The organism is Haloarchaeobius litoreus (assembly GCF_024495425.1).
Lineage (GTDB): Archaea > Halobacteriota > Halobacteria > Halobacteriales > Natrialbaceae > Haloarchaeobius > Haloarchaeobius litoreus.
On sequence record NZ_JANHJR010000001.1, the window covers coordinates 491332 to 505233 of the forward strand.

At 64.4% G+C, this 13902-nt stretch carries 17 protein-coding genes; 13 read left to right on the forward strand and 4 right to left on the reverse strand.

Going from position 1 to position 13902, the window contains the following annotated elements:
- Positions 1–55 precede the first annotated feature (55 nt).
- The 3 genes from NOW55_RS02445 to NOW55_RS02455 are packed head-to-tail and all read left to right on the forward strand — an operon-like array spanning position 56 to position 3557.
- Entirely contained in the window at positions 56–1399 is a 1344-nt protein-coding gene (locus NOW55_RS02445; RefSeq protein WP_256398471.1) for a hypothetical protein, read from the forward strand.
- Between the two features lie 51 nt (positions 1400–1450).
- Complete coding sequence (locus NOW55_RS02450; RefSeq protein ID WP_256398472.1) at positions 1451–2536, forward strand: DUF7350 domain-containing protein; 1086 nt, start codon at positions 1451–1453, stop codon at positions 2534–2536.
- Between the two features lie 37 nt (positions 2537–2573).
- A complete protein-coding gene (locus tag NOW55_RS02455; protein ID WP_256398473.1) occupies positions 2574–3557 on the forward strand; it encodes a DUF7282 domain-containing protein in 984 nt (327 codons plus the stop codon).
- Between the two features lie 37 nt (positions 3558–3594).
- On the opposite strand, the gene NOW55_RS02460 is transcribed toward NOW55_RS02455, so the two are convergent.
- Complete coding sequence (locus NOW55_RS02460) at positions 3595–3798, reverse strand: hypothetical protein (RefSeq protein WP_256398474.1); 204 nt, start codon at positions 3796–3798, stop codon at positions 3595–3597.
- A gap of 209 nt (positions 3799–4007) precedes the next feature.
- Between NOW55_RS02460 and NOW55_RS02465 the strand changes: the two genes are divergently transcribed.
- The 3 genes from NOW55_RS02465 (at position 4008) to NOW55_RS02475 (ending at position 5343) form a co-directional block, all read left to right on the forward strand.
- Entirely contained in the window at positions 4008–4223 is a 216-nt protein-coding gene (locus NOW55_RS02465; protein WP_256398475.1) for a hypothetical protein, read from the forward strand.
- 67 nt (positions 4224–4290) lie between these two features.
- Complete coding sequence (locus tag NOW55_RS02470) at positions 4291–4971, forward strand: carbonic anhydrase (protein WP_256398476.1); 681 nt, start codon at positions 4291–4293, stop codon at positions 4969–4971.
- 90 nt (positions 4972–5061) lie between these two features.
- Complete coding sequence (locus NOW55_RS02475) at positions 5062–5343, forward strand: YgaP family membrane protein (RefSeq protein WP_256398477.1); 282 nt, start codon at positions 5062–5064, stop codon at positions 5341–5343.
- A gap of 95 nt (positions 5344–5438) precedes the next feature.
- On the opposite strand, the gene NOW55_RS02480 is transcribed toward NOW55_RS02475, so the two are convergent.
- Positions 5439–6311, reverse strand: a complete 873-nt coding sequence (locus tag NOW55_RS02480; RefSeq protein ID WP_256398478.1) for a CPBP family intramembrane glutamic endopeptidase — start codon at positions 6309–6311, stop codon at positions 5439–5441.
- 148 nt (positions 6312–6459) lie between these two features.
- Positions 6460–7062 carry a LysE family translocator gene (locus NOW55_RS02485; protein ID WP_368407723.1) on the reverse strand — a complete coding sequence of 201 codons (603 nt, stop codon included), beginning with the start codon at positions 7060–7062 and terminating at the stop codon, positions 6460–6462.
- A gap of 135 nt (positions 7063–7197) precedes the next feature.
- Here NOW55_RS02485 and NOW55_RS02490 point away from each other — a divergent pair, with 135 nt between their 5' ends.
- Both NOW55_RS02490 and NOW55_RS20715 read left to right on the forward strand, forming a co-directional pair.
- A complete protein-coding gene (locus tag NOW55_RS02490) occupies positions 7198–7974 on the forward strand; it encodes a hypothetical protein (protein ID WP_256398479.1) in 777 nt (258 codons plus the stop codon).
- Positions 7898–8071 carry a universal stress protein gene (locus tag NOW55_RS20715; protein ID WP_368407683.1) on the forward strand — a complete coding sequence of 58 codons (174 nt, stop codon included), beginning with the start codon at positions 7898–7900 and terminating at the stop codon, positions 8069–8071. Before NOW55_RS02490 ends, NOW55_RS20715 begins: the two co-directional genes overlap by 77 nt.
- 132 nt (positions 8072–8203) lie before the next feature.
- On the opposite strand, the gene NOW55_RS02495 is transcribed toward NOW55_RS20715, so the two are convergent.
- Complete coding sequence (locus NOW55_RS02495; RefSeq protein WP_256398480.1) at positions 8204–8623, reverse strand: universal stress protein; 420 nt, start codon at positions 8621–8623, stop codon at positions 8204–8206.
- A 138-nt stretch (positions 8624–8761) separates the two neighbouring features.
- On the opposite strand from NOW55_RS02495, the gene NOW55_RS02500 reads away from it, so the two are divergent.
- The 5 genes from NOW55_RS02500 to NOW55_RS02520 all read left to right on the forward strand — a co-directional run bounded on the left by NOW55_RS02500 (position 8762) and on the right by NOW55_RS02520 (position 13811).
- Positions 8762–9007, forward strand: coding sequence for a hypothetical protein (locus NOW55_RS02500; RefSeq protein WP_256398481.1), 246 nt, complete (start codon positions 8762–8764; stop codon positions 9005–9007).
- Between the two features lie 356 nt (positions 9008–9363).
- A complete protein-coding gene (locus NOW55_RS02505; RefSeq protein WP_256398482.1) occupies positions 9364–10356 on the forward strand; it encodes a DUF7351 domain-containing protein in 993 nt (330 codons plus the stop codon).
- A gap of 224 nt (positions 10357–10580) precedes the next feature.
- Positions 10581–11123, forward strand: coding sequence for a cupin domain-containing protein (locus tag NOW55_RS02510; protein WP_256398483.1), 543 nt, complete (start codon positions 10581–10583; stop codon positions 11121–11123).
- Between the two features lie 77 nt (positions 11124–11200).
- On the forward strand, positions 11201–11977 hold the full coding sequence (locus tag NOW55_RS02515; protein WP_256398484.1) for a cupredoxin domain-containing protein: 777 nt from the start codon (positions 11201–11203) through the stop codon (positions 11975–11977).
- Between the two features lie 421 nt (positions 11978–12398).
- Complete coding sequence (locus tag NOW55_RS02520; protein WP_256398485.1) at positions 12399–13811, forward strand: FAD-binding oxidoreductase; 1413 nt, start codon at positions 12399–12401, stop codon at positions 13809–13811.
- The last annotated feature ends 91 nt before the right edge of the window (positions 13812–13902 follow it).

Below are 13902 nucleotides of genomic sequence, written 5' to 3' on the forward strand. Positions count from 1 at the left end.
ACGTTTCGACGGCCGAACCACGGGGGCTTTTCGAGTGGGGGGTCAAGGACCGGTGATGGACCGATGGCACTCCCGTTCGGGGGCGGCAGTGCTCGCGGTGCTCGTGCTCGTCTCGTTCACGGGCGTCGTGAGTGCCCACGGTGTGCGCACCGTCTCGACGCCGATCCCGGGCGACCTGCTGCTCGCCGGCGCGGCGGTCACCGTCGGCGGGACGGCGGCCGCCCTCGCCGGGCTGGACGCCAGTCCGTCGCGGTCGGTGCGGGAGCTGGTGACCATTTCGACCGACCGGGGACGGATGGTCCTCTGGCTGCTCCGGGTGCTCCTGCTGGCGGCGGTCGTCGCTGCCATCGCCGAGGGCGTGACCGGGCGACAGGCGCGGGTCAGCCCCGCGACGACGTTCGTCTGGCCGGTGTGGGTGAAGGGGTCGCTGCTCCTCGCCGCGGTCGTCGGTAACCACTGGACCGCGCTCGCGCCGTGGACGACCGGCTACGAACTGCTCTCGCGACTGGAAGGGGAGGACATCGCGCTGTTCGCGTACCCGGCGTGGCTCGGCCGCTGGCCGGCTGCCGTCGGCTTCGTCGTGCTCGTCGGCGTGGTGGAGAACCTGACCGTCGTCCCGACTCGCCCGCGACTCACGGCCACGCTCGTCGCCGGCTACGCGCTCGTCATGCTGGTCGGTGCGGTCGTCTTCGGCCGCCCCTGGCTCCGGAAGGCCGACCCGCTCGGCGTGCTGTACGAACTCGTCGGCCGGGTCGCCCCGCTCTCCGTCGACCACGACGCTGCCACGGACGCGTTCGTCGTCTCGCGACGCCCGCTCTGGCACGAGGCGGCCAAGCCGCTACCCGACGGGGCCAGCGTCGCCCTCGCCGTCGCCGCCGTCTACACGGTGAGCTTCGACGGCATCGTCGAGACCCGTTCGTACCAGCGGCTGCTGTTCCGGCTCGCCGACACCACTCTCGGCCCGGTCACGGGGCTCGCGACCTACCTCGGCGGGCTCCTGCTGTTTCTGGGGGTGTTCGCGGGGGTTGCGGTACTGGCCGCGCGACACGGCGGGGGTGACCCCGGTCGGGTGACCCGGTGGTTCGGCGCGACGCTCCTCCCCATCGCCGTCGCCTACGACGTGGCGCACAACTGGCCGTACGTGCTGGTGAACCTCGTTTCGCTCGGACGGCTGGGCGTCCCCGGACTCCCGTCGGTCACGCCCTCGCCGGTCGTCTACTGGGGCTCGGCCGTCGGACTCGTCGTCGCCGGCCACCTCGTCGCCGTCGTCGCGGCCCACCTGGCCTCCCGGGAGCTGTTCGGGGGCGATGCGGCCCGGGGGCACGCGCCGTTGGTGGCACTCATGGTCGGCTACACGGTCCTCTCCCTGTGGATACTCTCGCGGCCCGTCGGCGGGTGATTCGACCGACGAACCAGAACGATTTTTTACAGGTTCTCGCTAGGAGTTTGCATGCAACGCCGCCAACTCCTCCGAACGCTGCCCGGTGTCGCCCTCGCCGGTGCGGCGGGATGCCTCGGTAACGGTAGCAACGAGGGCGACGGAACCGACACGCCGACTGCGACCGCGACGGGGACCGAGACACCCGCGACCGACGGGCCCGAGGGCGTCTACGTCCAGTCGTTCCTCGAGGGTATGGTGATGCCCGACTCCGGCATGGCGGCGGGTGGTGACTACTCCTTCGCCCTGATGCTCGTGGTCCCGCACAACTTCTGGACGGTCACCGGCTCCGAGCTCTCCCACCACCAGCGCGAGGAGAGCCAGTCGGTCCACCTGATGGTGCAGGTCTGGGACGAGGAGACGGGCGTGGTCCTGCCCGAATCCGGCATCAGCGTCGAGATACTGCAGGACGGCGAGACCGTTAGCGAGGAGGTCATCTACCCGATGCTCTCCCAGCGCATGGGCTTTCACTACGGCGGGAACTTCACGCTCGATGGCGACGGGAGCTACACCGCCCGCGTCTCCGCCAGCCCGCTGAGTGCCGAGCCGATGGGGTCGTTCGCCGGCCGGTTCGACGCGGAGGCGTCGGTCGACCTGCCGTTCGAGTACAACCAGGCCGTCCGCGACCAGATGACCGTCGAGGAGCTCGACCAGGCCGGCGACCCCGGTGCTATCCGCCCGATGGAGATGGGGTCGATGCCTATCGGCGTCGCCGCACCCCCGGAGGAGTTGCCCGGGGAGACGGTCGGAACCCAGCGCGTCGACGACGCCGACCTGGTCCTGAAGTACGCACAGAACGAGCTCGCGGGCGACGCCGGCGCGTACCTCTACGTCTCTGCACGGACGCCGTACAACGACCTCGTCCTGCCGATGATGTCGCTGGATGCGACGGTCACACGCGACGGCGACAGCGTCTACGACGGCCAGCTGACCCGTGCCATCCACCCCGACCTCCAGTACCACTACGGCACGCGGGTCGACGGCATCGAGCCCGGCGACGAGGTCGCGGTCGAGGTCGTCACGCCGCCACAGGTCGGCCGACACGAGGGCTACGAGACCGCCTTCCTGCGGATGGACGGGGCGAGCTTTTCGGTGTAACGACAGTTCTTTCCCGGCGGCTTCCCCACGGAACCACATGCGCAGACCGCTAGCCCTCCTGCTCGCGTTCGCGATGGTGTCGTCGCTGCTGGCGACGCCCGTCGCGGCTCACGGGAGCCACGTCAGAGCGGACCCGCAGGTCTCCGACGACGGGACCATCGTGGTGGAGTCGATGTTCTCGGTGAACGGTGGCTACCTCGTCGTCCACCAGGACCAGGGTGACCAGCCCGGCCGGCCGGTCGGGGTCGCCGACATCGAGAGCGGTGCCCGGTCGAACTTCGAGATACGGATCGACCAGCAGTACTGGGACGACCACGAGGGCGACCGGACCTACTGGATCGTCCTGCACCGCGACCAGAACCCCGACGACGGCGGGTTCGACCCGATGGTCGACAGCGCCGTCACGGGCCTGCACGGGAGCTACGTCGCGGCCCGCATCCCCGTCGGCAAGAGCACCGACGGCCCGGCCCGCGTGCTGGCCGCAGAGTACAACGGCCAGCGCATCGACTCGCCCTCGGTCACGCTCTCGCGCGTCCAGCTGAACCAGCCCGGCTACGTGGTCCTCCAGCGGGTCCAGAGCGGTGCACCGGCGGAGGTGATCGGCACCCGCGCACTCGATCCGGGGACCTACGACAACCTGTCGGTCGATATCGACGACTCGCTGTTCGAGTCGATGAACGTCGACGGCACCCAGAGCATCGCGGCGACGCTCCACACCTCCGACGGCGACGGCTCCTTCCAGGCCGACGGCGACACGGTCGTCGCTCCCGACGGAGAACCCGTCCGCACGTTCTTCTCCTTCTCGAAGGTGGCGAATACGTCGGCGACCACGCAGCCGCTCATCAACACACCCGATGGGACCCAGCGGCAGACTCCCGCCGAGACGTCGGGCACGAGCGAGACGGCGACCACGGAGACCGAAACGGGGGCCTCGACCGGACCGACCCCTGGCTTCGGCGTGGTCGCGACGCTCGTGGGTGCGTTGCTCGCCGTGCTCGCGGTTCGCCGTCGCCGTCGCTGACGGTCGTCGAACCCGAAGACTCCCCGTGGCCCCTTGCTCAGACCGTCGATTCGGGCTCCTGTTCGAACAGGCGCTGGCGGACCGCCGACTCGCCGTAGTCGGTCGTCCCCGTCAGGCAGTTCAGCGAACAGAACCGGTCGACGTCGGTCGATCCGTCCCGGCGTTCGTAGCGCACCTGGTCGGCGTCGAGTGTGTCGCCACACCCCGCACAGCTGTGGGCCATCGCGTTGATGACGTACACGACGACGATATTAAAAGTTCTCCCGCGAAGAAATAAACGCCTGGCAGTTCCCAATATCTCCTCGAAACGTCTCTTCTGGAGCCTCTTGACGCCGGTTGTCGAACTAGTGAACGAAGATGGTGTTTGGAAATCGCTATTGGAGGCCATCGGCCGGGCACCGGGCATGTCGAGCACACACCTATTTGGTCGCGGTCGCCCAACGACGCCACGTGTCGAACCGACCGGGACTGGCCGCGTTGCGCGGAGCGCTGGGGCACCGGCGACGGAACGCCGTCGCACTCGTCCTCGCCGTTGTCCCGGTCGCGGTCGCGCTCGCCGTCGGGTCCCGGGTCGCGCTGTACGGTGCGGCGCTCGCTGCGTTCGTGGTGTGGATGGCCTGGTTCGTGCTGACCGCGGTCGACTGGCTGGAGCGGGCGGACTTCTGAGCTACGGCCCACCTGACTCCCGGTCGGGACCGAACGATTCTACTCGGTGCCGGACGCACTGGCGACCATGCGAGACACCATCGTCGAGCTGCTGGCCGCCAACGCCGAGCACGCCAGCGAGTTCGCGGACCGGTTCGACGACGTACAGGACGCACAGCATCCCGAGGCCGTGACGGTCTGCTGTTCGGACTCGCGTGTCCTTCAGGACCTCGTCTGGGGCAACGAAGAGCCCGGACGGCTGTTCACCTGCGGGAACATCGGCAACCGTGTCGTCCAGGAGAGCGAGGCCGGGCCGGTCGTCTCCGGCGACGTGCTCTACCCGCTGGCACACACCGGCACCGAGGTCGCCGTCGTCGTCGGCCACACCGGCTGTGGCGCGGTGACGGCGACGTACGACGAACTGACCGGCGGCATCGACGAGCCGGCCGGTATCGAGCACTGCGTCTCCCTGCTCGCGGACGAACTCGAAGCCGGCGTCGAGGCGCTCCCCGACGACATCGACCGGGCGGACGCGGTGAATCACCTCGTCGAGTACAACGTCGACCGACAGGTCGAGTTCCTCAAAGAGAGCGACGAGGTCCCCGACGACGTGACGGTCGTCGGCGTCGTTTACGACTTCCAGGACGTCTACACCGACCGTCGTGGCGAGGTCCACGTTGTCAACGTCGACGGCGAGCGCGACGTGGCGACGCTCTGCCAGGAGCACCCTGAAACCGAGGACCGCATCCGTCGGCGCTGGTCGTATTGACTCGTTCCGTGGGCGGCTCGGAAGTTGGCAAGTATCCTGTAACATCGCTTAATTCCGCACTCGGCGTAGTTCCACGTTGGTGACAGACACATGGAGAAGAACGTCGGCGGCTACGACCGACTCGCCAGACTCGTCCTCGGACCGGTGCTGATCGTCGTCGGTGCGGCGGGATTGGCCGACATCCTGACGATCGTGAGCGGGACGGCCGGTCTCCTGTTCGCCGGAGCACTGTTCGTCGTCGGGACGGTGCTCCTCGTGACCGGGGTGACCCAGCGCTGCGTGCTGAACGGTCTCCTCGGCCTCAATTCGTACGAGGAGGGCCCCGAGACCGCGTCAGAATCCGACCGGGTCCGCTCGGAGACGAGTCGCTGAACGCCACGGCGTGAAACCGACTGGAGCGATTCTCTCCACAGACACCGCCGGGATGGCATACACAGAGCCGCCGGTGCGATACCCTGTCTCCCCGCTCAGTCGAGGCGAGAGTGGGGTGGTCGTGGCACTTCGTCGGCACTCGTCAGCGTCTTCGCCCCCCAGATGGCCGTCACGAGGACCGCGAGCAGCACCCAGTGTCCGTAGTAGAACACGTCCCCGACCTCGATGGCCTCGGAGACGAAGTTGACCCAGCCGTGGAACAAGATGATGGCGAGGATGCTCCGTGCGGTGTGGTTGTACACCCACGTGAACGCCACCGAGAGGGCGACGACCCCGACCATGAACAGCCAGAACCCCGGCGTCCCGAAGCCCACGCTCTCGGCCTGGAACGACCCCCCGACGAAGAACAGTGGGAGGTGCCAGACCGCCCAGACGACACCCAGGATCAGGCTGGCACTCAGCGCCGACCAGTTCAGTTGCAGCCGGTCGAGGGCGTAGCCTCGCCACCCCAGCTCTTCGAGGAGTGGCGGCAGCGTCGCGAAGAACAGCGATGGCAGGATCGCCAGCGGGTTCACGGCGAACTCCTGCACGCCCGCACCCAGCGTGGCACCGACGTCACCCGACACCAGCGCGACGACTGCCGCGACGATCGTCACGACCACCGGCACCAGCAGGATGACGAGGGCCCACCTGACACCGATTCGGCGAACCTGCGTGAGGCGATTCCAGAAGTCAGTTCGCCCGGGCTCGTCGTAGACGAGGTAGACGAACCCGATACCGGCGATTCCCGGCCCCGTGAGCCCCGCGAGCAGCACGCCGAGCCCTGCCGCGCTATCGAACCGGAGCCCGAGGGCGATCGCCGCCAGCCAGAACCCCCACGTGATGGCGTACGTCACGGCGAAGAACAGCCATGGATTTCCGGCAGGGCTGGACGTACTGTCGGCCGTCGAACGCGGGATCTCCTCCATACCACATACACTGGCGCAAGGTCCTTAACACGAGCCGGCAGCCGTCAGTTCGCTGTCCTCTGAGGACCTGGGTGAAACAGCCACCCGCGAACACCCTGTCGAATCGCCACTCGCCGGTTGGGAACCGATATCTCGAACAGCGCCCTGGTCACCAGACACTCCAGAGTGCGACCAGTCCGAAGCCTCCAATCACCACACCCGCGAACTGGTTCACCCGGCGCAGGACGGGCGGCGTGAACCGATCACGAAAGAGGCTCACACCAGCGCTCAGGACGAACCACCAGAGCGCCGACCCGAGGAAGACGCCAGTGACCAGCACGGCGGCGTCGGCGTACTCGCCCGATACCCCGACTCCGAGCCCGGTGAAGATGCCGACGAAGGCCAGGATTGTCACCGGGTTGGTGATGGTCAGCAGGAACGTCGACCCGCAGTCGCTGGCGAGCCCCTGCACGTCCGAGGTGGAGACCGCTGTCTCCACTGGTTCGGCCCGGAACGACCGGACGCCGAGATACAGCAGGAGGAGTCCACCGCCGATTCGAATGCCCGTCCGGTAGTCGAGCAGGAGTGCGGAGATAGTCGTGATGCCGAATCCCGCGATGGCCCCGTAGACGGCGTCCGCAGACGCCGCTCCGAGACCGCTGACGAAGCCCGATAGCCGTCCCCTAGAGAGCGTCCGCTGGATACACAGGACGCCGATGGGACCGACGGGAGCCGCGATCGAGAATCCGAGGGCGATACCCTGAACCAGGATGCCGGTTGTCGTCGTTAATACACGTCACCTCCTGTCCACCCCGATGCATTCCCGATTAATGTCCCTTCCGTACCCGTGTAGTATGCTATCATTCTAAGCTGCTTCCACGCTTCTATCGTAGTAGAGGTGAGTGTAGTGCCAGTACCTTCTGAACTGACGGACGTCGAACCTTCAGACACCCCACCGAGTCTTCGGATCCGTGTCCTGCGCCGCTTCCTGCTGGTGTCGGCTGCTGCGATACTGGGGGCGGTCTACTGGACCGTCATCAGGCCACGGATGTTGAACTGGGGGGCAACCACCGAAGAGGTCACGCGATCGCTCCCCGGCGACGAGCGACTCCCGGAACCCGACGGCGAATCGACGATGGCGATCAGTATTTCCGCGCCCCCGGATGCAATCTGGCCGTGGCTCCGCCAACTCGGTCAGGAACAAGGCGGATTCTACAGCTACGAGTGGGCCGAAAACCTGGTCGGTCTCGGAATTCACAACGCTGACGAGATCGTCCCCGCGTATCAGGATCTCTCCGTGGGAGAGACGGTACGACTCGCCCGTGCCGACCGCTTTCCCGACACCACACTCGAAGTCGCTGCGTTCACTCCCGCGCAGTCGCTCGTCCTCCAGAGCCCGGACCAACCACCCTGGTGGGTCTGGGCATTCGTGCTCGAACCCGTCGACGAGACGACGACACGCCTACTCGTCCGGTCACGGATTCGATTACCCAGGAACCTCGTGGTTCGCCTCACCAGCAAAGTCGTGCTCGACCCGATTACGTTCGTGATGACGCGAGGGATGCTCCGTGGCATCAAATCGCGCGTCGAGGGGACTGCCCGCGCCGATGGTCCAGTGGAGGGACAGACCGACGACGGTGAGGGTGCGCACTCGGAACCCGGGTCAGGAACCTCCGAAGCGTAATCGGCGGGGTCTCGATCAGCTCGTCGTCGGGAGTGTGGCAGCAAATCTGGTTCGCAGGAGCGATCGCCCGGTGCTCGTGGTTCCAGCTGCGACGTGAACGTCGGCCGGCTCAGCGGGTGTCGGGGCGCGGGCTGTTCGTCCCGTGCAAGCGGAAGGACGACTCGATGGGAGTCTCCGACACCGACAGTTCGGCACCTGACGAGGGCACGAACCTGGATGGACGGTCTGGCTACCGAACGACGGTCACTGGAACGGGCGACCGGCGAAACACCGTCTGTGCGACGTTGCCGACGAAGAGTCGGTCGGCCACCGACCCCCCATGACTGCCGATCACGACCGTATCGAACGAGTCGGACTGCTTGACGATCACTTTCGCTGGACTCCCCCACGCGACGTCCGTCGAAATGTCGGTGCCGTGTGACTGCGCGATCTCGCGCGCCCGCTCGAATATCTCTGCCGCGTGTTTCTCGGCGGCCTCCTCTATATTGGCTTCCAGTGCGAGCCCCATCGCCTTGCCCATCATTCCTGATGGCTCGCCGACGATGTGGAGCACCGTGATCTCCGCATCGGGATGCGCCTCGAGCGCGTATTCGAGCGCACGCTCCGCCATCTTCGAGTCGTCCATCGGGACGAGCACACGTGAAATCATACCCCGACTACGTTTGCGAGCAGGATAAGGAAACGGTGCGTTCACGCGTCGGACGATGGATTCTGTCGGCAACGACGCACCGACCTGCTGCTGTTAGCGGCGCTGTTCGTCGTGGTCGCTGGCACGAGTATCACGACCGTGGCGTCGGCACTCGGCAGCCCGACGAGTCTGCCCCGCTCGACTGTGCTGTGTATCGTCGACCGCGACTGGGGCCGAGCGACGCGCCCGACGGCGACGACCGGGATGGTGAGCGGCGATTTCGAAACGGATCTCTCGGTGAGTCTGATGACAGCGATAACGCCCGAAGACGTGGAGAATGCGGGAGCGAAGCGCCTCGAGACGGTTCGACCGAGTAGCGACTTCCGGCAGTCAGCTGCCCCGTGAACCGATGCCGTCACATAGTTCGTCACTCTCCGCACGATAGCTCTTCGATTCAGTGGCCGGGGCGGCTATGGAACCGCGTTACCGTGCACCGACCGAGGAACGAGAGCGCAACTGCCGGACGAACAAGTAGTCGTTCGAACGAAAATAGATGGTCTGAAACGCCCGAATTCGGCTACCGGCTCTCTCGTTGCTCCGCCTTCTTCAGGCTGCTAAAATCCCCGATACGGAGTGGAGAACCGAACTACCGGACATTCGTACCAAGTTCCTCAGTCAAACTGGCGACGAAGCCGTTCTTCTCACTCTTCTGCGGACTGTCTGGGGGTGCGTTTTATGAATTTGGGATGCGGATAGTTAGCATGGAACATACTCGGTTCACTCCCGATCTCGAACTTAACGAACTTTCCCCGGACGAGGCCTTCGCCACGTTGGGGAACGAAATTCGGCTAGACATCATCCGCGTGCTCTGGCGGGCAGGTGCCGCCCACGAATACGACGACGGCTCTGACGCCGTCGAGACGGTGTCGTACTCCGAGTTACAAACCGAGATTGATATCGACGATAACGGGAAGTTCAACTACCACCTCTCGAAACTCGCTCCCCATTTCGTCCGACGAACCGACGACGGATACCGGCTGAGCAGTGCGGGTAAACAGATCGCCAGAACGGTGATAGCCGTTTCCGGACCGGGAAGCCTCGAGTTCTCCCAGGAGCTCGATGAGAGCTGCCCGTTATGCGGGGCAGCCGTTGCGGTCACCTACGAGGATCAATGGCTCCGAGTCAGGTGTACCGAGTGCTACGGATTGTTCGGCGATCAGGCACCGGTCGGGACGCTCTTCCTCACGAGCTATCCAGCGGCAGGGCTGACGACTCGTGACTCTGCGCAAGCACTCGCAACCGGACTGTATCGGTGTGCTCTGGACATCACCTATCTGATGTACGGCATCTGCCGTGAGTGTGCAGGGCAGATCTCGTCGTCGGTGATGGTCTGTGACGCACACGAAAGTGAGGGTCAGCCCTGCGACACCTGTGGAACACCGTTCCCGGTTTGGGCAGACATGAAGTGTGATACCTGTGGGTTCGCCAAGCGGTTACCGGTCGAGATGTTCGCGACTGGTCTCGTCTTGGCGACCGAACTGACAGGCAATCCCGAGCTGGACATCGACTCACCGACGGTCGACGAGGCCATCCAACTGCTTCAGAACAACGTCGAGACCGACGTTTCGACGGAGCCTCTCCGCGTATCACTTCGTATCGAGGTCGAGACGGCGGCGTTTACTCTCACGGTGGACGACGAGATGAACATCGTCGAGTTCGATCGGGAGCCACGGACCGACACCGTTGTTCCGTAATCCGGACACGTCTGACTCTGTGAGAGAAATGTTCTTCTCCCAATACATAAGTTCGATCTCAACGCTAGCACTAGCTGCTCGGATCAGCGCACGATCCGGCACCGTGGCGTCCGTTACGCGGAGGTGGTTCAAGGCAACACAAGCGACGGAACGGACGGCACAGGAGGTAGGACTATGACAAGCAAATCGATGCCGAACAGCGAGTGTACCACGGGGGTACCTCCATGAATACGGCAGACAGCGCCACGCAGGAACGCGTCCTCGACTGGGGTGGGTTCCCCGGCCGCTGGGAGATCACGCGGTCGACGGCGGACACGGACGGCGAACTGCTGGAGATGCGATTCGAGATCGAGGACGTCCCCGAGGAAGGCCCGTTCGTCCACACCCATCCACACGCCGAGGAGCGCTACGAGGTGCTTTCAGGCGTGCTGGAAGTGTACGTGGACGGGGAATGGATGGAGGTGACGGCTGGTGAGGAACACATCGTTCCGCCAGGCACGCCCCATACGTTCCGGAACAAGACCGCCGTCGAGATCATAAACGTCCACGAGCCCGCCCTACAGCACGAGGCGTTCTTCCGGCGGTTCCATCAGCTCGTCACGGAGCGGGGTGTGTCGTTGCCTCCGGAGGGATTCAACGACATCCTGCTGTTAGCGATGCTGACGACGGACCACGAGGACGATATCTACGCGGTGAGCCCGCCGCATTGGGCCTTCAAGGCCCTGACCGTTCTCGGAGGTGTGTTGGGATACCGGCTGCCTGACTGACCGTCACCGCAGATAGCACCAGTGACTTCCAGTACAACGATTCGAGATCGACTATGACACGATCATCAGACCAACGAATGGAGAACCAAGACGGGTCGAACAGTCGACCGATCTGCCGACGCAGAACCGTCCTCAGAGCTACCGGACTCGGCGCAGCGGTCCCGATATTCGGAGACGTTGCTACGGCGAAAGAGAGTGCCTCCGAACCGCCAAACGGGCGGCATGAGGCTAATACTGCCCGTCCACCGATTATCCACTCCCACTTCGGCTATTCGGGGACGAGTGACGACGAGATTCCGAACCGGTTGGAGCCGGACGAGACCGTCGAACTCCACGTCGACGAGGACAAGATCGACGATTCGAATCTCCCGGCCCTGACGGTCGAGTTCGGTGCGTTCCACTTCGATCCCGTGGGGCTTCACGTGGAGCCAGGGGCGATCGTCGAATTCGTGTTCGACACGCCGGAGCACACGGCGACGGCGTACCATCCGGGCCAAGAACGTCAGCAACGCGTCCCCGACGGCGTTCCGGCGTTCTCTTCGACGGTCAACGAGCACCACGGGTTCTGGCTCTATCGCTTCGAGAAAGAAGGCGTATACGACCTGTTCTGTGCCCCGCACGAATGGGGTGGGATGGGCATGCGAATCGTCGTCGGGGACGACCCGGGTGGTGTCGTGCGGGCTCCTGGCCGTCCACCGCTTCCGATGACCGCCGCACTCCTCGGGACGGGACTAGACGGAGATATCGGCCATCCAGACCTGGAACCGCAGAACATCATCGACAACGGGCCAATCTCTGGGCAAGACCTGGGTATCGATCTCGAGGTGACGATAACTGCCCCAAGTCCGACCTGAGATCTCATCTATCTTGACTGCTGCTTTCTGTAAACGAGTAGAAATGAGTGGCGGATACAGTCACCGTATGGAGTACGTGAGGCGTGTCTGCTGAAAGATGCCTGTGTTATCGATCGACGAACGAAAGAGCAACCGTCGAAAGAAGAATCGGCTACTCGAACAGCAATAGAAGCCCTGATCCTCCCAAATCAGACTACCTGCTCTCACGCTGCTCGACCTCGTTCAGGTAGCTGAAATCCAGCACGGATTCTCCTGAAACGTTGGGGAATTGGTCCAATTGAAACCCTTCAAATCCGGGGAGAGTAGCCTTAAATACGCCGCACATATAAATGAACGACTGGGTAACCGCGCGATAAGGGTATGGTGTGGTAACTCGTAGCACAGGTATGGGCACGCCGCTCGACGAGAGATGGTTCGTAACATGCCAGAACCACAAACCGAAATAGACGAAGAAACCGTCCAAGGATTCAGCGCAGAGCTGCGAGGCGAAGTCCTTCGCCAAGGGGACGCGGGCTACGACGAAGCGCGCACAATTTGGAACGGGATGATCGATAAACGGCCAGCCCTCATTGCCCAGTGTGCGGGCGCCGCGGACGTGATCACGGCAGTGAACTTCGCACGAGAGAACAACCATGAAATCGCTGTGCGCGGCGGCGGCCACAACGTAGCCGGCACCGCCGTCTGCGACGACGGCATCGTTATCGACCTCTCAGCGATGCGGGCCGTGTGGGTCGACCCACGCGCGCGGACCGCCCGGGTACAGGGCGGTGCCCTGTGGAGTGACGTCGACCACGAGACCCGGGCCCACGGACTTGCGACCACGGGCGGCATCGTCAGTCACACCGGCGTTGCCGGGCTCACCCTCGGCGGCGGAATCGGCTGGCTGATGCGCAAGCACGGCCTCACCGTCGACAACCTGCTCTCCGCCGATATGGTGACCGCCGACGGCGAGTTCGTCCGCGCCTCGGACGACGAGCACTCGGACCTGTTCTGGGCGTTGCGGGGAGGCGGTGGAAACTTCGGGATCGTGACCTCCTTCGAGTTTGCCCTCCACCCTGTCGGTCCCACTGTACTCGCCGGCCCCGTGTTCTGGCCAGCGGACGACACCGCCAACGCGCTGCGCTTCTACCGCGACTTCGTGCGGGATGCGCCCGACGAGCTGGGCACTGTCGTCAAGTTCGGGACGATCCCTCCTCTCCCAGTTGCCCCCGAGGAGCTTCACTGGCGACCCGCCGTGGCCATCAACGCCTGCTACGCGGGTCCGGTTGAGGAGGGTGAGAGCGTACTCCGACCGCTGCGCGAACACGGCACACCGCTTCTCGACTTGGTCTCTCCCGAGCCGTATGTGGCGCATCAGAGCGGGACCGACAGTACCGTTCTCCATGGATGGCACTACTACTGGAAGTCGACCGACTTGCCCGAACTGTCCGACGACCTGATCGACGTGTTCGTCAACCACGCCTTCTCGGCTGAATCACCCCGTTCGTACTCGGTCCTGTTCCATCTCGGCGGAGCGGTGAGCCGGGTCGATAATGATGCCACCGCCTACACCGGTCGGAACGCGCCTCACAACATCAACATCAATGGCGTGTGGCGTCCCGACGAGACGGAGGAGTTCGCCGATTCGGAGACCGCGTGGGTCCGGCGATTTTTGGACGCACTCGAACCGTATCGAGAGGGCGTCTACGTGAATTTCCTCGATGCCGATGATGGCACCCAACGGGTCCGTGAAGCCTACGGTGAGCACACCTACCGACGACTCGCCGAGATCAAGGCCGAATACGACCCCGACAACGTGTTTCACCTCAACCAGAACATCGAGCCCACAGGCTGACGGTTCTCGACCAAGCCTGCTCACAGCCTTTCGCACCCACAAGAATGCCTGGATGAGTACACAATAAGAATATTGCTTGTTAGCACGTACC

What these genes read in the sequence shown, in the direction of transcription:
- NOW55_RS02445 (WP_256398471.1), top strand. Translation starts at nt 56, where the DNA reads ATGGACCGATGGCACTCCCGTTCGGGGGCGGCAGTGCTCGCGGTGCTC.
- NOW55_RS02450 (WP_256398472.1), top strand. Translation starts at nt 1,451, where the DNA reads ATGCAACGCCGCCAACTCCTCCGAACGCTGCCCGGTGTCGCCCTCGCC.
- NOW55_RS02455 (WP_256398473.1), top strand. Translation starts at nt 2,574, where the DNA reads ATGCGCAGACCGCTAGCCCTCCTGCTCGCGTTCGCGATGGTGTCGTCG.
- NOW55_RS02470 (WP_256398476.1), top strand. Translation starts at nt 4,291, where the DNA reads ATGCGAGACACCATCGTCGAGCTGCTGGCCGCCAACGCCGAGCACGCC.
- NOW55_RS02475 (WP_256398477.1), top strand. Translation starts at nt 5,062, where the DNA reads ATGGAGAAGAACGTCGGCGGCTACGACCGACTCGCCAGACTCGTCCTC.
- NOW55_RS02480 (WP_256398478.1), bottom strand. Translation starts at nt 6,311, where the DNA reads ATGGAGGAGATCCCGCGTTCGACGGCCGACAGTACGTCCAGCCCTGCC.
- NOW55_RS20715 (WP_368407683.1), top strand. Translation starts at nt 7,898, where the DNA reads ATGGTCCAGTGGAGGGACAGACCGACGACGGTGAGGGTGCGCACTCGG.
- NOW55_RS02495 (WP_256398480.1), bottom strand. Translation starts at nt 8,623, where the DNA reads ATGATTTCACGTGTGCTCGTCCCGATGGACGACTCGAAGATGGCGGAG.
- NOW55_RS02505 (WP_256398482.1), top strand. Translation starts at nt 9,364, where the DNA reads ATGGAACATACTCGGTTCACTCCCGATCTCGAACTTAACGAACTTTCC.
- NOW55_RS02510 (WP_256398483.1), top strand. Translation starts at nt 10,581, where the DNA reads ATGAATACGGCAGACAGCGCCACGCAGGAACGCGTCCTCGACTGGGGT.
- NOW55_RS02515 (WP_256398484.1), top strand. Translation starts at nt 11,201, where the DNA reads ATGGAGAACCAAGACGGGTCGAACAGTCGACCGATCTGCCGACGCAGA.
- NOW55_RS02520 (WP_256398485.1), top strand. Translation starts at nt 12,399, where the DNA reads ATGCCAGAACCACAAACCGAAATAGACGAAGAAACCGTCCAAGGATTC.